The organism is Lysobacter cavernae (assembly GCF_042648505.1).
Taxonomy (GTDB): Bacteria; Pseudomonadota; Gammaproteobacteria; order Xanthomonadales; family Xanthomonadaceae; genus Lysobacter_L; species Lysobacter_L cavernae.
Genome location: NZ_JBHRXK010000002.1, coordinates 202,239 through 224,197 on the forward strand (window position 1 = coordinate 202,239; position 21,959 = coordinate 224,197).

The 21,959-nt window shown below is 63.9% G+C and carries 17 protein-coding genes; 8 read left to right on the forward strand and 9 right to left on the reverse strand.

Going from position 1 to position 21,959, the window contains the following annotated elements:
* Positions 1-79 precede the first annotated feature (79 nt).
* From ACFOLC_RS05375 to ACFOLC_RS05400, 6 genes are all read left to right on the forward strand, one after another.
* Complete coding sequence (locus tag ACFOLC_RS05375; RefSeq protein WP_386758203.1) at positions 80-1,237, forward strand: threonine aldolase family protein; 1,158 nt, start codon at positions 80-82, stop codon at positions 1,235-1,237.
* Between the two features lie 250 nt (positions 1,238-1,487).
* On the forward strand, positions 1,488-4,115 hold the full coding sequence (gene acnD / locus ACFOLC_RS05380; protein ID WP_386758204.1) for a Fe/S-dependent 2-methylisocitrate dehydratase AcnD: 2,628 nt from the start codon (positions 1,488-1,490) through the stop codon (positions 4,113-4,115).
* A gap of 102 nt (positions 4,116-4,217) precedes the next feature.
* On the forward strand, positions 4,218-4,667 hold the full coding sequence (locus ACFOLC_RS05385) for an SRPBCC family protein (protein ID WP_386758205.1): 450 nt from the start codon (positions 4,218-4,220) through the stop codon (positions 4,665-4,667).
* A gap of 108 nt (positions 4,668-4,775) precedes the next feature.
* Positions 4,776-5,978: a 2-methylaconitate cis-trans isomerase PrpF gene (gene prpF, locus ACFOLC_RS05390; RefSeq protein WP_386758206.1), complete on the forward strand. Its 1,203-nt coding sequence runs from the start codon at positions 4,776-4,778 to the stop codon at positions 5,976-5,978.
* A gap of 389 nt (positions 5,979-6,367) precedes the next feature.
* The gene (locus ACFOLC_RS05395) at positions 6,368-8,521 is read left to right on the forward strand and encodes a hypothetical protein (protein WP_386758207.1); all 2,154 of its coding nucleotides are present in this window, start codon (positions 6,368-6,370) and stop codon (positions 8,519-8,521) included.
* 30 nt (positions 8,522-8,551) lie between these two features.
* Positions 8,552-9,256: a class I SAM-dependent methyltransferase gene (locus ACFOLC_RS05400; RefSeq protein ID WP_386758208.1), complete on the forward strand. Its 705-nt coding sequence runs from the start codon at positions 8,552-8,554 to the stop codon at positions 9,254-9,256.
* 8 nt (positions 9,257-9,264) lie between these two features.
* On the opposite strand, the gene ACFOLC_RS05405 is transcribed toward ACFOLC_RS05400, so the two are convergent.
* From ACFOLC_RS05405 to ACFOLC_RS05420, 4 genes are all read right to left on the reverse strand, one after another.
* On the reverse strand, positions 9,265-9,648 hold the full coding sequence (locus ACFOLC_RS05405) for a GtrA family protein (protein ID WP_386758209.1): 384 nt from the start codon (positions 9,646-9,648) through the stop codon (positions 9,265-9,267).
* Positions 9,649-9,660: 12 nt separating this feature from the next.
* On the reverse strand, positions 9,661-10,641 hold the full coding sequence (locus tag ACFOLC_RS05410) for a glycosyltransferase family 2 protein (protein ID WP_386758210.1): 981 nt from the start codon (positions 10,639-10,641) through the stop codon (positions 9,661-9,663).
* A gap of 10 nt (positions 10,642-10,651) precedes the next feature.
* A complete protein-coding gene (locus ACFOLC_RS05415) occupies positions 10,652-11,605 on the reverse strand; it encodes an NAD-dependent epimerase/dehydratase family protein (RefSeq protein ID WP_386758211.1) in 954 nt (317 codons plus the stop codon).
* Positions 11,606-11,815: 210 nt separating this feature from the next.
* Positions 11,816-13,048 (reverse strand): MFS transporter, encoded by a 1,233-nt coding sequence (locus tag ACFOLC_RS05420; RefSeq protein WP_386758541.1) that lies wholly within the window; start codon positions 13,046-13,048, stop codon positions 11,816-11,818.
* Positions 13,049-13,185: 137 nt separating this feature from the next.
* Between ACFOLC_RS05420 and ACFOLC_RS05425 the strand changes: the two genes are divergently transcribed.
* Complete coding sequence (locus ACFOLC_RS05425) at positions 13,186-13,608, forward strand: DUF2784 domain-containing protein (protein ID WP_386758212.1); 423 nt, start codon at positions 13,186-13,188, stop codon at positions 13,606-13,608.
* Positions 13,609-13,684: 76 nt separating this feature from the next.
* Here the strand turns inward: ACFOLC_RS05425 and ACFOLC_RS05430 are convergent, their stop codons facing one another.
* A complete protein-coding gene (locus ACFOLC_RS05430) occupies positions 13,685-14,806 on the reverse strand; it encodes an alkaline phosphatase family protein (RefSeq protein ID WP_386758213.1) in 1,122 nt (373 codons plus the stop codon).
* A gap of 372 nt (positions 14,807-15,178) precedes the next feature.
* On the opposite strand from ACFOLC_RS05430, the gene ACFOLC_RS05435 reads away from it, so the two are divergent.
* A complete protein-coding gene (locus ACFOLC_RS05435) occupies positions 15,179-15,709 on the forward strand; it encodes a hypothetical protein (RefSeq protein WP_386758214.1) in 531 nt (176 codons plus the stop codon).
* Positions 15,710-15,803: 94 nt separating this feature from the next.
* Here ACFOLC_RS05435 and ACFOLC_RS05440 read toward each other — a convergent pair whose 3' ends face one another.
* The 4 genes from ACFOLC_RS05440 to aceE all read right to left on the reverse strand — a co-directional run bounded on the left by ACFOLC_RS05440 (position 15,804) and on the right by aceE (position 21,862).
* Entirely contained in the window at positions 15,804-16,634 is an 831-nt protein-coding gene (locus tag ACFOLC_RS05440) for a ThuA domain-containing protein (protein ID WP_386758215.1), read from the reverse strand.
* Between the two features lie 377 nt (positions 16,635-17,011).
* Complete coding sequence (locus ACFOLC_RS05445) at positions 17,012-18,145, reverse strand: DNA cytosine methyltransferase (RefSeq protein WP_386758216.1); 1,134 nt, start codon at positions 18,143-18,145, stop codon at positions 17,012-17,014.
* Positions 18,142-19,083, reverse strand: a complete 942-nt coding sequence (locus ACFOLC_RS05450) for a hypothetical protein (RefSeq protein ID WP_386758217.1) — start codon at positions 19,081-19,083, stop codon at positions 18,142-18,144. Before ACFOLC_RS05450 ends, ACFOLC_RS05445 begins: the two co-directional genes overlap by 4 nt.
* 76 nt (positions 19,084-19,159) lie before the next feature.
* Positions 19,160-21,862, reverse strand: a complete 2,703-nt coding sequence (aceE, locus tag ACFOLC_RS05455; RefSeq protein ID WP_386758218.1) for a pyruvate dehydrogenase (acetyl-transferring), homodimeric type — start codon at positions 21,860-21,862, stop codon at positions 19,160-19,162.
* Positions 21,863-21,959: the final 97 nt, after the last annotated feature.

Here is a 21,959-nt window from a genome sequence, read left to right on the forward strand (position 1 = left end):
ACGACCAAAAGCGACTCGATCAGGGTTGCCATAGACTCGAAACGCACACCGCCTCCACCGATCACCACAAGGAGTACGCATGGATCGCCGTCAGTTCCTGGCCAGCAGTGGATGGGCGGCCGCGACGCCTTTACTCGCCCAGTCGATTGCAACAGGCACAAGAGCTGACGCTGCACCGGGGTTGTTCGAGCACGTCGATTTCGTCTCCGATGGCCTGGGACTGCGGCCGCTCGAGTACGCCAGTTTGCTGCACGAAACGACGGCGGCACGGACATTCGAGGCCGACAACTACTCCAACGGCGGGCTCATCACGCAGTTGGAGCAGAAGTTTGCGCAGTTGCTTGGCAAGGATGCCGCGATGTTCGTGCCGACCGGCACACTGGCCAACCATCTCGCCATCAGAAAGCTCGCGGGCCTTGACCGTCGCGTGCTGGTCCAGGCCGAGAGCCACTACTACAACGACAGCGGCGACTGCGCCGCGACGTTGAGCGGCCTGAATCTGATTCCGCTGGCCAGCGGCCGCAGCACGATCGAGCTCGCCGAGGTCAAGCGCTGGGTCGAGCGCTCGGCTGGCGGACGCGTCGAAACCCAGGTCGGTGCCATCGCCATCGAGAGCCCGGTGCGGCGCAAGGACCACGAGATGGTCGACTTTGGCGAGCTGCAACGTGTTTGCCACTATGCTCGCGAACAGGGCATCCGCCTGCACCTGGATGGCGCGCGCATGTTCAATCTGCCGCTTCATTCCGGCAAGAGCGTGCGCGAACACGCCGCGCTGTTCGATACCGTGTTCGTGTCGCTGTGGAAGCACTTCAACGGGGCTTGCGGCGCCATCCTCGCTGGCGACGCCGGCTTCATCGAGGGGCTGTTCCACATGCGCCGTATGTTCGGTGGATCGTTGCCGCAGGCCTGGCCCGGCGCCGCAGTGGCCCTGCAGTACGCGGACCGCTACGAGGACGATTACGCCAAGGCCTGGCGGGCGACCGACCAGCTGACCGCGCTGCTCCAGGCGGACGGCCGCTTCAGGGTGGAGAAGATCGCCCATGGCACCAGCCGGTTCCTGTTGACGGTGTCCGGCGTGGCGCCGGAGGTGTTGAACGAGCGCCTGGGCCGGCAAGGCATCGTCCTGCCTTATGCCAGACCCGGCACCGGAACGTTTCCGATGCAGGTGAACCCCACCATCCTGCGCACGCCGCCCGAGGCGCTGGCGCAAGCCTTCATCAGCGCGATGAACGGTTGACGTTTCCGCCGATTGCAATCGGCTTCCTTCCCGCCAGCCGGCGCAAACGCCCGCCATGCGCCTCCATCCGGCACGTAGCGCACGATCCGGGCGCGGCGATGACGCGGCGATTGCGGGATAATGGCGCACCGCTCGACCGCCCCGACCGCCGCACGGATTGCGTCCGGGATGTGCACTCACCTGTGCCACGGCCGCCTCGCGCCGCCTGCGGCGTGTCCCCTGTCCAACCAGCCAGCTGCCAGTTGCCCTCATGAACACCTCATACCGCAAACCACTCCCGGGCACCGCGCTCGACTACTTCGACGCGCGCGCCGCCATCGAGGCGATCACGCCCGGTGCGTACGACACGCTGCCCTACACCGCGCGCGTGCATGCCGAGAACCTGGTGCGCCGCGCGCAGCCGGACAAGCTCAATGATTATTTGACCCAGCTGATCGAGCGTCGCCGCGACCTGGATTTCCCGTGGTTCCCGGTGCGGGTGGTGTGCCACGACATCCTCGGCCAGACCGCGCTGGTCGACCTGGCCGGCCTGCGCGACGCGATTGCCGAACGCGGCGGTGACCCGGCGCAGATCAATCCGGTGGTGCCGACGCAGCTGATCGTCGACCACTCGCTCGCCGTGGAATCACCCGGTTTCGACCCGAAGGCGTTCGCGAAGAACCGCGCGATCGAGGACCGCCGCAACGAGGACCGTTTCCACTTCATCAACTGGACCAAGCGCGCGTTCAAGAACGTCGACGTGATCCCGCCGGGCAACGGGATCATGCACCAGATCAATCTGGAGAAAATGTCGCCGGTGATCTACGTCGACGCCAGTGGTAGCGGCCGCGGCGTCGCCTTCCCCGACACCTGCGTCGGCACCGACAGCCACACCCCGCACGTCGATGCGCTGGGCGTGATCGCGATCGGCGTCGGCGGCCTGGAAGCCGAGAGCGTGATGCTCGGCCGCGCCTCGTGGATGCGCCTGCCTGACATCATCGGTGTCGAGCTGACCGGCAAGCCTGCGCCGGGCATCACCGCCACCGACATCGTGCTGGCGCTGACCGAATTCCTGCGCCAGCAGAAGGTCGTCGGTGCGTATCTCGAATTCCATGGCGAAGGCGCTGCCGCGCTGACGCTGGGCGACCGCGCCACCATTTCCAACATGGCGCCCGAGTACGGCGCGACCGCGGCGATGTTCTTCATCGACGACAACACCCTCGATTACCTGCGCCTGACCGGCCGCGAAGACGCGCAGGTCAAGCTGGTGGAAACCTACGCCAAGCACACCGGCCTGTGGGCTGACGCGCTCAAGACCGCACAGTACGAGCGCACGCTGGCGTTCGACCTGTCGAGCGTGGTGCGCAACATGGCTGGCCCATCCAGCCCGCACAAGCGCCTGCCGACCTCGGCGCTGGCGCAGCGCGGCATCGCCGGCCACCTCGACGATGCGCTGGTGCAGGAAGCCGAAGGCCTGATGCCCGACGGCGCGGTCATCATCGCCGCCATCACCAGCTGCACCAACACCAGCAACCCGCGCAACGTCATCGCTGCCGCGCTGCTGGCGCGCAATGCCAACGCGCGCGGGCTGACCCGCAAGCCGTGGGTGAAGACTTCGCTGGCACCCGGCTCCAAAGCCGTGCAGCTGTACCTGGAAGAAGCCAAGCTGCTGTCGGAGCTGGAGCAGCTCGGCTTTGGCATCGTCGGTTTCGCCTGCACCACCTGCAACGGCATGAGCGGCGCGCTCGATCCGCAGATCCAGCGCGAAGTGATCGAACGCGACCTGTATGCGACGGCGGTGCTGTCGGGCAACCGCAACTTCGATGGCCGCATCCATCCGTATGCGAAGCAGGCGTTCCTCGCTTCGCCGCCACTGGTGGTCGCCTACGCGATCGCCGGCACGGTGCGCTTCGACATCGAGAAGGACGCGCTAGGCATCGACGCCGATGGCAACGCGGTCACGCTCAAGGACATCTGGCCGTCTGATGAGGAGATCGATGCGGTTGTTGCCGCCAGCGTCAAGCCCGAGCACTTCCGCAGCGTCTACGAACCGATGTTCAAGTTCGCGGTCGAACACGGCGCCAAGGCCAGCCCGCTGTACGACTGGCGCCCGCAGAGCACCTACATCCGCCGCCCGCCGTACTGGGAAGGCGCGCTGGCCGGCGAACGCACGTTGACCGGCATGCGTCCGCTGGCGGTGCTCGGCGACAACATCACCACCGACCACCTGTCCCCAAGCAACGCGATCCTGCTCGACAGCGCCGCCGGCGAGTACCTGGCGAAGATGGGCCTGCCGGAAGAGGACTTCAATTCCTACGCGACGCATCGCGGCGACCACCTCACCGCGCAACGCGCGACGTTCGCCAATCCCAAGCTGCTCAACGAGATGGTGCGCGATGACGCCGGCAACGTGCAGCAAGGCTCGCTGGCGCGCATCGAACCGGAGGGCCAGGTCGCGCGCATGTGGGAAACCATCGAAACCTACATGGGGCGCCAGCAGCCGCTGATCATCATCGCCGGCGCCGACTACGGACAGGGCAGCTCGCGTGACTGGGCCGCCAAGGGCGTGCGACTTGCGGGCGTCGAGGCGATCGCGGCCGAAGGCTTCGAACGCATCCACCGCACCAATCTGATCGGCATGGGCGTGCTGCCGCTGGAGTTCCAGCCGGGTACCGACCGCAACACGCTGGCCATCGACGGCACCGAAACCTATGACGTGGTCGGCGCGCGCACACCGCGCGCGACGTTGACGCTGGTGATCCACCGCCGCAGCGGCGAACGCGTCGAAGTCCCGGCGACCTGCCGCCTCGACACCGCCGAGGAAGTGTCGATCTACGAAGCCGGCGGCGTGCTGCAGCGCTTCGCCAACGATTTCCTCGAATCGTCGAAAGTCGCCTGATATCGATGCCGGCCGGCGGCTGCTGGCCGATGTCGAAAACCGCGATCTTCGATCGTCGTGTCTGGGTAAGGCCCCGATCCCACTTCAAAAAGGAATGACAACATGCCCGGCACCGTCACCCTGCACCGCGTACTCAAGGCCCCGGCCGACCGCGTCTACCGCGCCTTCCTCGATCCCGATGCGATGGCCAAGTGGCTGCCGCCGCACGGCTTCACCGGCAAGGTGCACGAAATGGACGCCCGCGTCGGCGGCGGCTACCGCATGTCGTTCACCAACTTCGGCACCGGCAGCAGCCATTCGTTCGGCGGCACGTATCTGGAACTCGTGCCGGGCAAGAAGCTGCGCTACAACGACCAGTTCGACAACCCGGGCCTGCCCGGAGTGATGGAAGTTACGGTGACGCTGAAGACGGTGATGTGCGGTACCGAGCTGCACATCGTCCAGCAGGGCATCCCCGACGCGATCCCGGTCGAGTTCTGCTACCTGGGCTGGCAGGAATCGCTGGCCCTGCTCGCGCAGCTGGTCGAGGCCGATATCCCGGACGAGCCCTGATGTAGGGCGGGTTTTCAACCCGCCGGCTCTTCGAGCCACGACACCACCACGGAAGGCGGGTTGAAAACCCGCCCTACGACTGTTTCCAGACACGTTTCCGAGCACGCCATGACCTACGCCCCCCAGATCCGCATCCCCGCCACCTACATGCGCGGCGGCACCAGCAAGGGCGTGTTCTTCCGCCTGCAGGACCTGCCTGACGCCGCGCAGGTGCCGGGCACAGCGCGCGATGCCCTGCTGATGCGCGTGATCGGCTCGCCCGACGCCTACGGCAAGCACACCGATGGCATGGGCGGGGCGACCTCGAGCACCAGCAAATGCGTGATCATCGCCAGGTCCGACGTGCCCGATCACGACGTCGATTACCTCTACGGCCAGGTGGCCATCGACACCGCCTTCGTCGACTGGAGCGGCAACTGCGGCAACCTGTCGTCCGCGGTCGGCCCGTTCGCGATCGCCAACGGCCTGGTCGATACCGGCCGCATTCCGGTTGATGGCATCGCCACCGTGCGCATCTGGCAAGCCAACATCGGCAAGACCATTGTCGCGCATGTGCCGATCACGAATGGCGAGGTGCAGGAAACCGGCGAGTTCGAACTCGACGGCGTGCCCTTCCCGGCTGCAGAAATCCAACTGGAATTCCTCGATCCTGCCGATGAGGGCGAAGGCGGCGGCGCGCGACCTCTCAGCGGTTTGTTCCCGACCGGAAACCTGGTCGATGAGCTCGAGGTGCCGGGCGTGGGTACGTTCAAGGTCACGATGATCAATGCCGGCATCCCGACCATTTTTCTCAATGCCGCCGACATCGGCTACACCGGCACCGAGCTGCAGGGTGCGATCAATGAAGACAAGCAGGCACTGGCCAGGTTTGAGGCCATCCGCGCACACGGCGCCGTGCGCATGGGCCTGGTCGACAACATCGACCAGATCGCCACGCGCCAGCATTCGCCCAAGGTCGCCTTCGTCGCACCGCCGGCGGACTACACCTCGTCCAGCGGCAAGCGCATCGCCGCCGGCGACATCGACCTGCAGGCACGCGCGCTGTCGATGGGCAAGCTGCACCACGCGATGATGGGCACCGCGGCGGTCGCCATCGGCACCGCCGCGTCGATCCCGGGCACGCTGGTCAACCTCGCCGCCGGCGGCGGTGAGCGCGACGCGGTGCGCTTCGGCCACCCCTCCGGCACGCTGCGCGTAGGCGCGCAGGCGCGCCAGGTCGACGGCACATGGACCGTCACCAAAGCCGTGATGAGCCGCAGCGCGCGCGTGCTGATGGAAGGCGCGGTGCGCGTGCCGGCCGACACGTTCTGAGCGCGGCCGCGTCTTGACCTGACGCTTCAGCGCAGGCCTAGTCGGCACCCGGGCGAGGCCGAAGCGGGGCAGGTTCTTCGATAGGCCCGAACTTTCCGCCCTACGGATTGGCGATCCGGGTGGTCGTGCTTGCGAACAACTGTCATTGCCCGTGCGCGCACCACATTACATCTGACACATCGCGTCACGCTGACTTCCGGGGCCACTAACTCGATACAGCAAGCACTATCGTACTCGAACACCTGCCAACCATTATTGCTTGCTTGGCTGGCATCGCCCGGGGAGCGTCAATCCGCATCGGTTTCTCCCAAGCTGGGCCAGCCGTGGAGAATCACACAATATAATTACTGGGTTCAAGCACCAGTCTTGCACAGACACCACAATATTTTTTGACACTCGCCACCAAACTCTGGAGCACTGAAATGGGGGCAGTTCCTTCGCGGGGCAAGTCACAACTCATCACCGGGGTGGCTGCGGCATGTGCACGTGACATGCTACGCGCGCTGCTTGCAATTCCTTTATTGCTGTTACTTTCATTGGTATTGATCCAGTACGGAGGGCAGGTGCTGGATGCAGTGGCCGTTGGCGGCATACATACGATGTATTCCGTAGCCGGTGCATTAGTGGCTGGGGTTGCCCTCCTGTTTGCTTTTATAGTCAGACGCAAGGAGCCGTTCGATGCGAGGTGGTTCCTTCCCTGCTCGCTGCTGGCTGCAGCGCTGCTCTATTACACCTACATTTCATCGATCCAGGTCGCGTGGGTCGATGACTTCAGTACGATGTGGCAGTTCGCGCTTCGCATGGTATCCAGTGCTGACTACACCGCTGCATCGATATACAGCGAACGCGCATTGCCGGTCCTGGTCCCGACTGTGTTGTTGTTCGGGCCGAATCCCGCGGTAGTTCCTTGCCTCAATCTGGTCTTCCTGCTCGTCATACAGTTGGCCGGATACGACTTGGCGCGGCGCGTGGCAGGGCACCGGGCCGCCCAAGGCTTCGTCGTCCTGTGGCTCGCGGCGATGGAACCGATTTTTGCCCTGCCAATCACCAGTCATGACATCTGGGGACTGCTGTTTCTGGTTCTGTTTCTGTGGAGTACACGCATCATCGCGGATCGTCTGGCGCAGGGCCGGCTATCGACTCCAGGGGATAGAACGCTCCTGGCGACGAGCGCCATCGTGATGGCCGGACTGCTGGTGCTGCTTGACCTTCAGCGCGAACTCACGCCCCTGGTTATTCTCGGCAGTGGCCTGGCTGCAATCGCACTGCTCCTTCGCAAAGAGATTATCGCGGTCAAATATCGCCCGCTGCTGATCTTCCTTGCGGCAGTTTTTGTTCTCTATGCCGGCATTTCTGTCGCGTTGAAACATGGCGGCTACAAGCTGGATGAGGAGCAAAGGGATAGTCGATACCTTGCCCAGATCCGCACGGGGGCTTACGGGTCGTCGCTGTCAAACGGCTCGTATTATCAGGGACAGGCTTTTCGAAAGGCTTTTTTTGATCAGATAGACGAGAAAAAGCGTGACGATCTGGCGCACGCGATTCCATTGTCAGATTTCGTGCTGCAGCCGATCGCCCGGATCGGGAATATCGTCCACCGCGCCCGCGGTCAGGCGATGCTGGGCTCGCAGACATACTTCTACCAGGCGGAAGCCAAGCCACGATGGCCATGGCTGGTACCACTGACACGGGCTTATAACGTGTGCTATTCGATCATGCTCGCAGCTCTGGGGCTGTGGCTGATCGTGCCGCTGTTGCGGCGCATGGATTCGTTTGATGGCCTGCTGCAACTCAGCCTGTTGAGCACTCTGGTGGGTGTGCTGCTGTTGGTTGGCGAGAGCCAGCCGCGTTACGTCTTCCCGGTGTGGTTCATCCTGCCGCAACTGGTGTCGTTTGCCATTGCCAGTCGCCCAGTGCTGGCTGGTGATTGCCTGCCTGTCCGGTCGATATGGGGATGGGACATGACACGTGGCGCACTGATGCTGCTTGTTGGCTTCATCACCCTTGCGCTGGCCTTGCGACCGGTTTACAGCGAGGCCAGAGGCCGGGTCCTGTCCGGCTGGACTCCGATGCTGTCGGGCGTTGTCGGCGAGCCGCCGGGAGACTGGTTCGGCGCCAACCAGCAGCTATCCGCCAGCACGATCAAGCGGGAATCCAGCGATGGCCGATCGATGGGCTTCGGCGATCTGGCCCTGGTATTGCGGCCTCCCGCCAACATTGGCACTGGAGGCTGGGTAGGCGCAAGGAAGAAGCTTTGTGTGGGCCAGGATCGGCGCGCACTGGAGTTCTTCTACTACATAGCTCCCGTTGCCGGATCAATGGCGGAACGTGGCACACTTGAGTTACTGGTGAATGATCACATTCTCGGACGCAAGCAAGCAGCCTCCGGGGGCAGCATCGGGCACGCCAATTTTGCCGATATTCTTCCGGCCGGCACATGTGGAACTGTCGAGCTCCGCCTTCATTTCGATCAGGGGGCTGATATCACCGCGGTGAATAACGTGCCTCAGGCAGATGTTTATCTGGCACGGCTTGCTCACTGACTGACGCTACCCCATCGCAGGATTGCTGATATGCCTGAATCAAATCGCTGGGCCAGGGAGAGTTACCCGGACTACAGAAACGACGTGAATGACGCGATCGGTTTCTCGGGCCTGGGGGTCGACTACTTTCTCAAGGGGAAGGCTGACCATGCCATCAGGCTTCTCGATCGATACGCGGAAAGCGGTGCAGTCGGGGCGTCGTGTCTAGATATCGGCTGTGGGATCGGCGCCATGCATCCGGCCTTGGCCGGCAGGCTGAATCGATTGAGCGGAGTGGACGTCTCGACCGATGCGATCGATACAGCGAGGTTGGCCAATCCTTGGGCGGAGTACCACACCTCGGGAGATGGCCGGCTTCCCTATCCGGACGGCAGCTTCGACATGACGATGACGGTGTGCGTCATGCATCACGTCCCACCTAGCGATTGGGCGGCATTCGTGGCCGAAGCCTGGCGAGTGACACGCCCGGGGGGGCTGTTCGCGGTGTTTGAGCATAATCCGCTCAACCCCCTCACCCGCCTGGCCGTGATGCGTTGTCCATTTGACCACGACGCAGTTCTGCTTCGGTCAGGCAAGGTCAGGCAATTGCTGCAGGATCAGGGGTTCGCTTTGCTGGGCTGCGACTACCTGTTCTACGTTCCACTCAAGTCCGGCTGGGCGAAGCGGCTGGATCGGGCGTTGTCATGGCTACCGATAGGCGCCCAGTACGCGGTGTGCGGTCGCAAACCGCGCTGACCTGTTGCTCAGGAAGGGGCTCCTGCAGCCCGCCGGCCCATGCTGCGCCGAACGAGCAGAAAGGTGGGGAGCAAGGTGACGCCAATGGCGATCAGTGCGGCGAGCCAGTGCGGCAGACCGAGGACATCAAGCGCAATTTTCAGCAGCAACAGATTGACCAGGTACTGCACAAGATAGATGCAGAGAAATGCCAGCGCCGATCCACGCTGCAATGTTTTCTTGAAGACGAGCAGGGCATTGGCGACGTAGCCGGAACCTATACCTGTCAGGTACGCGATACCCCATGCCGCCGGGTAAGGAAGCCAGCGCACCAGCAGGAGGTAGGAACCATAGGCCACGAGGGTGTTGCACGCGCCGACCAACAGGAATCGTACGAATTCGCGAGTGATCACGGTGATTCCGTTTTATCGGTCAGCTGAATGAAGCGCACCAGTTGACTCGTCGTTACAGCTGATGCGCTCAACAGCATAGACCGGGCGCCTGTACACAGCACCCATGAGTCGCCCAAGGTACTCGCCAATTGTTCCAAGGATGAGGAGTTGGATACCGCACGCCAGCAGAACGACTGACATCAACGATGCGTAACCCGGGTCGGTTATTTGACCCGTGAGCCGGCCATAGATCACATACAGCAGGTACAGAAAGCTCAGCCCGGAGAGCAAGGCTCCACCAAAAGTCACCAGGCGCAGTGGAAGGTGCGAATAGGTCACCATGATATTGGTGGCGTGCGACAGCAGCTTGCGCAGGGTGTAGGTGCTCTCGCCGTGCTCGCGCACCCCATGCGTGACCGCCACTGTCCGCACACTTGAAGTCAGCCACGACAGCATGCCGTCGACATAGGGACGATTGAGATCGAATCGCGCCAATTGCTCTGCAAGACGGGCATGAATCAGCCGGAACGAGGTGTAGTCCTCGTTCATGTCGGGGAAGGCCCGCTTGAGGCAGGACCGCATCAACTCCGAAGTGATGTTCCGATAGCTTGCGTGCGTGCGCTTTGAAAACACCCCATACACAAGAGGATGGTCTCCATCTGCGGCAGCAAGCAGATCGCCAATGGCTTCGGGCGGATGCTCGAGATCATCGTCCATCGTGACGATCCATTCACCGCGCGCCTTGCCAATACCGCAAAGCGTCGCAGCATGCTGGCCGAAGTTACGACTCAAACGTATGCCAATCACTTCCGGATAAGACCGGCTAAGTGACTCGATCGTCGGCCAGGCATTGTTCTGCCCCCGATCGTCGACGAGGATCAGCTCGTAGCGCTTTTCAAGTTGGCGCATGGCTGCGTCCAACCGTGCGTGCAGCTCAACCAGGGCATCCGCGCCTCCGTAAACGGGGACTACGACTGAGATATCTGCGGAGTGGCGTGAGGACATGTTTCCCATAGTCGCAGATTCAATTGGTTGTCTGTTCGAGAACCCGCAACCCTTGGAACCACTCCCAAGTCATGTCGAGCCCCTCATTCAACGAAATACGAGCCTCCCAGTCGTAGGCTGAGCGCGCAGCCTTTGTGTCCAGCGAGACGTGGGGAACATCCACGCTGCGCGACGGCAGGAACTTGACGTTGATCTTGCGCCCAGTGCTGCGCTCGCAGGCTGAGATAAGTTCCACGATGGACACAGCCTCGCCGGAGGCTGCGTTGTAGATTGCGGACTTTGGACCGCCATCAAACCCTACCGCCCTCACAGCCAGGTCGACAAGATCAGAGACGTGGCAGTAGTCGCGCACATTGCCACCGTCGCCCCAGATGTTGAAAGTAGTGTTGTCGGCCGCACAGGTGAATAACGTGGGAACGATGGCGAAGCCCTTGCCTGGAGACTGGCCTGGGCCATAGATGTTGCTCGGCCGCAGAACGACGCACTGCCAGCTGGTGGTGGAAGAACAGGCGTGGATGAAAGCCTCGGCGGCAGCTTTACCCGCTCCATAATATGAACGTGGCCGAAGTAACGCACCTTCATCGATATTGATCGAGTGATCACCGTAGACGGCACCGGCCGATGACATGTAGACGAGGCGGCGATCTGGAAACTCATTCGCGAATGACAGCAACCGGGCCAGAGCTCCAAGATTTCCTGAAATCTCAACGGCTGGTGCGGTGGCTGAGGTGGAAGGTGTAGTCAAACCCGCGACATGGACGATATGCCTGCACCGAGAGATGAGGCCGCGCAGCAGTTCTGCATCGTCCATTGAGCCAGAAACGTGTCGTATTCGACCGCGCGTGATGTTCTGCTCCGAGCGCGCCAAGGCATAAACGGTATAACCATGCCGATCGAGTCGCTCGACGAGATGCGCCCCGATGAAGCCAGTCGAGCCAAGCACGAGCACGCCATCGCGAAGGTTGCTATCCATTTTCCGCGGGGCCATCACTGGACTAGATTAAGCCCAATTCTATCCATTCCAGGATGGAACTGAGCAAGTGTGCTCCGCCCGGGATCGGCTTCGACCATACGCCCTGATCCATCTCCGCCCACCCACCATGGCTGCTTGTGCTTGGGCGCACACGGTGTCCATCAGGTCAATTGCGCCATCGCCTTTGGAAGCGGTGCCGTCGCGCCGCGCTCAACCGCCCTCGCCTTCCAGCGCCAGTCCGGCCGAACGCTGCGCGTCGCGGCGCGCCCAAAGGTAGACGAGCAGGCCGATCACGGCCGTGGCGGCGCCGACGACGCCGGTCGACGTCCAGCCGTAGCCGGCGGTGATCGCCATGCCGCCCAGCCACGGGCCCAGCGCGTTGGCCATGTTGAACGCGGAGTGGTTGGAGGCCGCGGCCAGCGTCTGCGCGGAGCGGGCGACGTCCATCAGGTGCGCCTGCAGTACGGTGGCCAGGGCGCCCATCGTGCCGACGGCGAACACCGCCGGCAGCACCGTCCACGACGAACGCGCGGCCAGCGGGAACAGCAGCAGCACTACGATCGACCACAGCAGCACGACGGCGGCACCGCGGAACTGCAGGCGGTCGTACAGCCAGCCGCCGCCAAGCGTGCCGACGATGCCGCCCAAGCCGAAGGCGACCAGCCCGAGCGGAATGAACGACTGGCGCACGCCGGTGACGTGCACCAGCGTCGGTGCCAGGTAGCTGAAAACGCAGAACATGCCGGCGAAACCAATCGCGCCGATGCCCAGCGCCAGCCACACCGGCTTGCGGTTGAAGTCGCGCAGCTCGCGCAATGCATCCGGGCGCGGTGCGTTCATGCCGCGCGGCAGCACGCGCATGGTCATGGCCACGGTCGCCAGTGCGATCACCGACACCAGCGCGAACGCCCAGCGCCAGCCGAACGCCTGCCCCAGCCACGTCGCCAGCGGATTACCAACCAGCAAGGCGATCGACAGCCCCAGCATCACCCGGCCCACCGCGGTGCCGCGCTGCTCCGGCGGGCTGATCCGCGCGGCGACCAGCGCGGCGATGCCGAAGTAGGCGCCGTGCGGCAGCCCGGCGACGAAGCGCGCCAGCATCAACGTGACGTAATCGGGCGCCAGCGCGCTGGCAAGGTTGCCGACGGCATAGAAGCCCATCAACGCCAGCAGCAGGCTGCGCCGCGACAGTTTCGCGCCCAGGATCGCCAGCGTTGGCGCACCGACCACCACGCCGAGTGCGTAGGCGCTGATGACATGGCCGACCTGCGGCTCGCTCACGTCCATGGCGCGGGCGATCTCGGTGATCAGCCCCATCACCACGAACTCGCTGGTGCCGATGGCGAAGCCGCCCATCGCCAGCGCAAACACGATCCACTTGACCTGGCGCGGCGACAGCACGGGCGGGGACAAGGCGGCGATGGCAGGCGTGGCGGCGGTCATGCCGCCATTATTGTGCATTGCAGCATGTCCGAGGGTGACATGGATGGGCGGATAGCGTTCCGCGGGCGTGGCAGCCGACCCGCATTGGCGTATCCACGGGCACGCCACCCCCGCCGAACCTGGGTAGAGTCCTGGCCATGCTTGCGCTATCGCCCACGAACGCGGCCCGGGCGGCCGACGCCCTCCTGGCCCTGCATGTCGGCACCGTCGCCTTCGTCGTGCTCGGCGCGGTGGCGATCCTGGTCGGCGGCTGGCGCCGCTGGCGCTGGGTGCGCGGCTTCCGCTGGCGCCTGGTGCACCTGCTGCTGATGGCCTTTATCGCCGTGCAGGCCTGGCTGGGTGCATTGTGTCCGCTGACGGTGTGGGAACAGGCCCTGCGAAGCCGCGCCGGCCAGGCGGCGTACCAGACGTCCTTCATCGAGCACTGGCTTTCGCGGCTGATCTTCTTCGAGGCGCCCTGGTGGGTGTTTGTCGCGGCCTACACCGGCTTTGCCGCGCTGGTGCTGTTGGCGTGGTTTCGGGTGCCGCCGCAGCGGGCGCGTCGTGGCGGCCACGGGTGAATGCGCCGCCGGCTCGCCGTGGTTGAACGCATCGGGCCGATCGACAAAGAGCGCGTGGCCGGCGTCGGCGCCGCGATCAGCGACTCGGCGGCTGCAGCGCAATGGGCTGGCCCGCTGCCGGGTCCTGCCGTGCGTAGTCGAGCCCAAGCGCCGCCGCGACCGTGGCCGCGACCTGGTTCTGCTGCAGGGTCGGGGCAGCGTGCCACTCGCCGCGCCGGGCATCGTCCGGGCTGACGATCGCCAGCCAGATGTTCTGCGCGCCTTCGACGTCGTGATTGTGATTGGCCCACTCCGCGGGCGTGTTGCCGCGGCCGTGGTCGGTGGTGATCACCAGCGTGGTGCGATCGCGGTACTGCGGCTGCGACTGCAGCCAGGTCCACAGCTCCTGCAGGTACCCGTCGACCAGCGCCAGCGCTTGCAAGGTGGCGGGGTAATCACCCGCGTGCGCCCACTCATCGGTATTGCCATAGGCGATATGCAGGTAGCGTGGCCGGTGCCGTTGCAGGTGCGCCAGTGCAAAACGCTGCGTGAAGACATCGAAACGCTCGCCGGGCCACGCCCGGGCCTGCAGTTGCAGGGCATCGAGCTGTCGGATCAACGGGTCGTTGCCCGGGTACGGCGCGAAGCCGGCGTTGACGTAGGTGTTGCCGTCGGTGTGCTCGGCGATCCAGTCGAAGGTCTCCCAGGAAGCGAAGGTCGCCACCTGCGCGGGCTGCAGTGCCAGTTCGCGGCGGACGAACTCGGCCACGGTCGGGAACGGAATGCGCAGCTTGCGGTTGCTGGTGACGTCCGCATCACGCGCCTGGCCAGTGAGCAACTCGGCATAACCGGGATAGGAAATCCGCATCCGGTTGCTGACCTGCACGCGGCTGCCGCGCGCCGGGTTGCCCGCGATCGACCCGGATTGCTGCATCAGCGTGTTCCAGAAGAACGGCATCAGCTTGGCGCGTCGCGCTTCCGGCGTGGCGGCCCAGTAACGCCGATACAGATCGTGGTCTTCGACCCGGCGGTCTTTGCCCAGCGCCGATTGCAGCACGGCGACGTCCAGGCCACCGAACATTTCCTGCACGCGCACGCCATCGAGGGTGACCAGGACGACGTTGCGCGGTTCAGGCTTGACGGCGGCGGTGGCGAGCGAAGAAACGGCGAGCAGACAGATCGCGATCCAGGAGCGAGACAGGAGCTTGCAAGCGGCCATGGTGGTTGCCTTGTCGGTCTGCGCCGATTGTATTCATGCAGGGCGTCGGTCAGAACTGCGGCCGCAAAAAACGTAGGATGGGTTGAGCGCAGCGATACCCATCGCCCCAGCACTGACCGCTCCTCATCGCTGCTGACCACGCGCATCGACGACCTCCGTAACGCCGTGCGCTATACGCGTGCTCGCCATCCCTTCCCTATCGACACAATGATGGTGTTGCCCGAACAGCGCCATGCCGTGTGGAAACCGACCCCATAGTTGGAAGCATCGCCGTTCACGTCCTGTCCGCAGTGCTGTCGGCACAATGTGGACTCCCCCACTTGCGTAGGCACGGATGCCGATCACCGGGCCAAGGTCAGGCCCGTTCCCGGCATGCACCCGACCAATCCCAGCCCCTCGCTGCACCTAGTCCGCCGGCAACGCCTGGCCTCACTGCAACGCCGCTTCGACCAGCATCGCCAGAGCTTCCCCGACGCCTGGTGCGATTACGGCAGTGAAGACCCGATCCACGACACGCCCGCGCGCTGCAACGCCTGCGCCAACTGCGGGCGGTACCCGGAGCTGGTCGGCAACGGCAGCACCTGGACCGCGACCTGCGCTTGCGGTGCGCAGGCCCCGTCCGCGCGCATGCGCTGGCAGGCGCTGCTGCAGTGGAACCGCAGCCCGTCCTCGGTCGATCCGGACTGGCAGGAACTGCCGTTCTTCTTCCTCGACGAACTCGACGCCAACGAAGCGCGGCGAAAACTGGCGCACCTGCGCGAACACCTGGAGCTGCGCTCACACCTGGAAGGCGCGCGCCGCGTCTGCGGCGAGCGCGTCGGCGCGTCCTACCTGCAACGGCTCAAGGCCTACCACGGCTGGTGCTGCTACGCGCAGGAGCTGCTGAAGCGGCAGAACTCGTAGGGCGAATTCAAAAGGCGTCCCATGGGGACTTCCTTTGGTCGTAATGCGCCGGATGTCGACCGCTTCGGATCCCATACGGCGCAATGCCCTTCGGTTACGCACCGGAGGAAGTCCCCTTGGGGCATTGACCCCTCCGCGGGCTGCGTAGCTTGGGCGCCGCGGCGTCGATGCCCTTGCCGGTTGCGGCCCACCACAGGCCGCCGTACAGGTGCTCCAGGTACAGCCGGTCCTCGTACAGCGCCGGCGTATGCCCAAGCGCCGTGACGAAGACCCGACCACCGTCGTAGGCGTGGTACCACGCCACCGGGTGCACCGCGCCCATGCCGCGCGCGGTCTGTCCGGGCCAGATACGGGCCGGGTCGTAGCTGCGCTCATCCACCGACAGTACCGTGCGCAGGCTGGGCACCAGCGGTTCGCCGAACTCGTACCACTCGTCGGTCCACACCCAGCGCGCGGGCAGGCCGAAAGTCGCGGGGAAAGCCGGATCTTCCACCCGCACGGTTGCGGTCTGCACCATCGGATGGATCCGGAACGCGCGTCCGATCAGCTTTTCAAACCACGGCCAGTCGCCCGGGGGATTGAAGATCAGCGCACGATGCACCGCGACCACGCCGCCACCGGCACGCACGTAGGCTTCCAGCGCGGCGCGCTGCGCGCCCTTGAGCTCGTCGCCGGGCGTGTTGAGCAGGACGATGGCCGCGTAGCCCGACAGGTCGCCGTCGAAAGGCGTAGTGTTCCAGCGCCAGTCCAGGTCGAAGGCGTGCGCCTGCGCCATCCGCTCGAACTGCGGCTTGGCTACCACCGCGTAGTCGTGGTGGTAGCGGTTGGGAATGGCCACCACCAGCACCTTGAACTGGCCTTGGGCGAAGGCGGGCGCGGTGAGGACCGCGGCGAGCAACAGGCAGGCAACCAATAAGCGCTTCATCCCGCGATCGTAGCTGTCACCGGGCCGCAGCGGGCGATGGCACCTGTTCTGTTTGTTCCGGTGGCTGCATCTTTCCGCAAGGAAAGGGACCACTCCTTTCCGTAGCCAATGGCAAGGGCCAAGTTCACATCTCCTGGCCATGGCTTCCAGCAAGAACTCGTACGGCGCATTAGCCGAAGGCGTCCCACGGGGACTTCCTTTGGTCGTAATGCGCCGGATGCTGACCGTTTCGGAATCCCATGCGGCGCAATGCCCTTCGGTTATTGCGCCCTACGCGGGCTAATAGATTTCGCTAGCAAGTAGGGCCTGAACCAGAGAACAGAGAACAGAGAACAGAGAAAGTCGACTCTGACCCCTGTTTCGGACTCTATCTCATATCAGCCCTTGGCCAGCGCAACCTTGCCTAGCGAGGCACCGCGCGTCCTTACGACCCGTAGCGCCTTCCGTTCCGCATCTGTGAGCGTGTAGGCAGGTTCGCGCACCGAGGGATCTCCCACGAATGCCGCCGGGTCTAGCTTCCAACCCAATTGTTCGGCGAGACATTCGGCAAACGCCCTTGCCATTAGCGGCGGCACGGCGTTCCCGACTTGGCGATATTGCTGTAAGCGGGGGATACGATCGGGCCAACGAAAATCGTCTGAAAAGCCTTGCAAGCGCGCGCTTTCGCGCACCGTGATTACGCGGTTATACCTGTAATGAACCGGACGAAGCGGGCTGAAATTGCCTGATCCGGCGCGCAGCGTGTACGACGGGCGTTGTGGATGCAAACGATCGTGGAACGATCCCCGCTCACGCTTGCCGGGCTGCAACTTGCTCAGACGTTCGACCATATCGGCCGAATGCACTGTGGGCTCATGATTGTAGACACCGTGTTCGCCAAACTCGCCGGCGTCCGGCAAATCGTCGATTGCATCCGATGCGGACATGTACTGGCGCTCGACCGTGCCATGCGTCGGCATCGGGAAGCGAACCTCCTTGTTTCCTTTCACACCGAGCACGACAAGGCGCTTTCGATTTTGCGGCACGCCATAGTCGGCAGCTGACACGACGGCGTGTCCGACCGAATAACCAAGCGCCCGCAATTCGGACTTCACTTCGTCAAGAATTTCGCCGCCAGATATCGTCGCCAGATTTGGCACGTTCTCGAGCATGAATGCGGAAGGCTTGAGCTCATCAACGATGCGAATGAAGTGCCCGATAAGATTGGCGCGAGTGTCGCGCTTGCCCTGCCGCTTTCCGGCAATCGAAAATGGCTGGCACGGCGGTCCCCCGATTACGAAGTCGGCACGATTGACCTTCGCATGACTAAGCAGTTCAGCACCTGCCGCAACGTTAAGGTCCGAGATGAAACCACGACTTCCCCGGTAAGCATGGTTGTAGTTGTACGCGTCAACGGCACGAGCATCGAGTTCAAACCCGGCCGCGACGTTTAGTCCGGCGTCGAGGAACCCTGTCGAAATCCCGCCACAACCAGCGAACAACTCGATTCCTGTTGGCACATGCTTCGTCATTGTTTCGGCACATTAGTTGTGCGGATCATTGCGATTTGAGCCTCCGACGTGTTGATAACGTAACTAGCGCTACGAACGATGCGCAGTTCGCCGGGGCGAGACGCTATGTTGAACTCAACAAGATGCACGGCCGATTGATAATCGACCTTCAATGCGAGCGGCCGGACTTTTAATCCGGGGAAGTAGTGCGCCGCGTACTGGATCATGTTGAAAACCTGTGCGCGATTGAGCTCATCCGATACGGCCTTGGCTTCGATCGGAAATACGACCGGCACGTCGTCATCGCCGGATGCAATGCCTACGTCGATCGCGTCGAGTTCGGCTTGCCCGATTCCGGGCACGCTCTTGCGAACGTGCGAGCGCAGCCGGTAAACCTTCATGCCGGTAAAGTGGTCGAGAAGCTGGCAATACCCGACGACAGACAGCAATGCTTGTTCGTCCATTTCGGCCATTGTCTCAGGCAAGAGCCGTCGCACCGGCATCGGCGTTTGGTCGATCGCGAGCGTAAGTTCACAAACCGGCACCTCCATGATGCCGCTCGACGCCTTTTCGAACTGATACCGGCCACGCCCAACGGCACGCAAGACGTGAAAGCCCTTCGCCAAAATTTCGTCGGGCAGCTTCGTACGCGAGCGCATGCGATAGATCACGTCGGCCGGGTTGCGGGACGATATTGCATCTGGGTTGTCGGACACTGCGCGCACAGCCTCCACCGCAGTACGCACGTCATCGAGCGAAAACACTACGGTCGAGGCGCCCGGCCGCCAACGATCCTGAAACAACTTAAGAATGACGGGAACGTAAACCTTGGAATTCTTACCGTGGGATTGAAGGCTTTTGCGGCCGCTCTTCTTCGCGACAGTTGACGTAACGTTGTCGGCCCTGGTCGCACGGCGACGCTTTGGCGCTGTCGCGTCAAGGTCCGTTTCGTCTGCCATAAATACGAGCTTCCTTTGCAGTTGCCGTCATGTTAGCCAGCTTCGTCTCAACGATTGCGACGCTACAGAACCTGGCTCAAACCCCAATCGGATTCGGCTTCTCAATATCAATCTTGTACTGCTTGATCGCCCGCGCCACGTCCTTCGCCGTCATCTTCCCTTCCGCCGCAAGCGCCGCGATGGCGGCGTGGGCGATGTGGAAGCGGTCCACCTCGAAATGCCGGCGCAGGTTGGCGCGGGTGTCCGAGCGGCCGAAGCCGTCGGTGCCGAGCACGGTGTAGCGCATCGGCACGAACTCGCGAATCTGGTCGGCGTAGACGCGGATGTAGTCGGTGGCGGCGATGGCCGGGCCCTGGCGGCCTTCCAGCAGCTGCGTGACGTACGGCTTGCGCGGCGCCTTGGCTTCCGGGTCGAGGCGGTTGGCTCGGATGACGTCGACGCCGTCGCGGGCGAGCTCGTTGAAGCTCGGGCAGCTCCAGATGTCGGCGCTGACGCCGAAGTCCTTGTCGAGCAGTTCGGCCGCGGCGATGGCTTCGCGCAGGATGGTGCCGCTGCCGAGCAACTGCACGCGCAGCTCGCCCTTCTTGGCCTTGCCGGCGTCCTTCAGCAAATACATACCCTTGATGATCCCCTCGGCGCTGCCCTCGGGCATGTCCGGGTGGGTGTAGTTCTCGTTCATCAGGGTGACGTAGTAGTACTCGTCTTGCTGCTCGGCGAGCATGCGCTGCATGCCGTGCTGGATGATCGTGACGACTTCGAAACTGAAGGTCGGGTCGTAGCTGCGGCAGTTGGGGATCAGGCCGGCTTGGACCATGCCGTGGCCGTCCTCGTGCTGCAGGCCTTCGCCGTTGAGCGTGGTGCGGCCCGCGGTGGCACCCAGCAGGAAGCCGCGTGCACGCATGTCCGCCGCCTGCCAGGCGCTGTCGCCGATGCGCTGGAAGCCGAACATCGAGTAGTAGATGTAGAACGGCAGCATCTGCAGGTCGTTGGTGCTGTAGCTGGTCGCAGCAGCGAGCCACGACGAGAACGCGCCGGCTTCGGTGATGCCTTCTTCCAGCACCTGGCCCGCGGTGTCCTCGCGGTAGTACATGAGCTGGTCGCGGTCGACCGGCTTGTACTTCTGGCCGTGCGGCGAGTAGATGCCGATCTGGCGGAACAGGCCTTCCATGCCGAAGGTTCGCGCTTCGTCGGCAACGATCGGCACGCAGCGCGGGCCGACCTGCTTGTCGCGCAGGGTGATGTTGAGCATCTGCACGAACGCCATGGTCGTGCTGATCTCGCGCTCGCCGGTGGTCTTGAGCAGGCGCTCGTAGGTTTCCAGCGCCGGCACGTCCAGCGACGCGGTGGACTTGCGGCGGCGCTGCGGCAGAAAGCCGCCGAGGGCCTTGCGGCGCTCGTGCATGTATTCCACTTCCGGCGAGTTCGCGCCCGGGTGGTAGAACGGCACCGCGCTGTCGGCCAGCTGGGCGTCGGTCACCGGAATGTTGAAGCGGTCGCGGAACGTGCGCACGTCGGCGTCGTCCATCTTCTTGGTGCCGTGGGTCGGGTTGAGCGCCTCGCCCGCCGCGCCCATGCCGTAGCCCTTGACCGTCTTGGCCAGGATCACGGTCGGCACGCCCTTGGTCTGGCTGGCCTCGTGGTAGGCGGCGTAGACCTTGTGCGGGTCGTGGCCGCCGCGGTTGAGGCGCCAGATGTCGTCGTCGGACAGGTTGGCGACCAGCTGCGCGGTTTCCGGGTACTTGCCGAAGAAATTGTCGCGCGTGTACTTGCCGCCGAACGCCTTGCAGTTCTGGTACTCGCCGTCGACGGTTTCCATCATCAGCTCGCGCAGCTTGCCGGTGGTGTCGCGCGCCAGTAGCGGGTCCCAGTAGCTGCCCCAGATGGTCTTGATGACGTTCCAGCCGGCGCCGCGGAACTGGCCTTCCAGCTCCTGGATGATCTTGCCGTTGCCGCGCACCGGGCCGTCGAGGCGCTGCAGGTTGCAGTTGACGACGAACACCAGGTTGTCGAGGCCTTCACGGCCGGCGACCGAAATCGCGCCCAGGCTCTCGGGCTCGTCGGTCTCGCCGTCGCCGAGGAAGGCCCAGACCTTGCGGTCGGACTTCGGCATCAGGCCGCGGCCTTCCAGGTACTTCCAGTTGCGCGCCTGGTAGATCGCGGCGAGCGGTCCCAGGCCCATCGACACGGTCGGTACCTGCCAGTAATCCGGCATCAGCCACGGGTGCGGGTAGGAGCTGACGCCGCGGCCGTCGACTTCCATGCGGAAGTTCTCGAGCTGGTCTTCGCTGATGCGGCCTTCGAGGAAGCTGCGCGCGTAGATGCCCGGCGAGCTGTGGCCCTGTATGCCGATCAGGTCGCCGGGGTGGTCGCCCTCGGGGCCGCGCCAGAAATGGTTGAAGCCGACGTCATAGAGGGTCGCCGCCGAGGCGAAGCTGGCGATGTGGCCGCCGAGGTCGCCGGGCTTGCGGTTGGCGCGCACCACCATCGCCATCGCGTTCCAGCGGATGATCGAGCGGATGCGCCATTCCATCGCGGCGTCGCCGGGGCTCTTGGCCTCCAGGTGCGCGGGAATGGTGTTGATGTAGTCGGTGGTCGACTGGAACGGCAGGTGCGCGCCGGCGCGACGGGTGACCTCGACCATGCCTTCCAGCAACTGGTGGGCGCGCTGCGCGCCTTCGCGCTCGATGACAGCCTGGACCGATTCGATCCACTCGCGGGTTTCAGTCGGGTCCGGGTCGTTCTGCAGCAGGTCGTTGATCACAGCGTGGAGAGACGTCATGCGTATCGCGGCCCCTTGGCCGCGCCTCGTGTGGGGACGGGGATTAGAGCCCGGATTCTAGCAGGGCCATCCAACCGCAACCCGGGTCGAGTGCGTA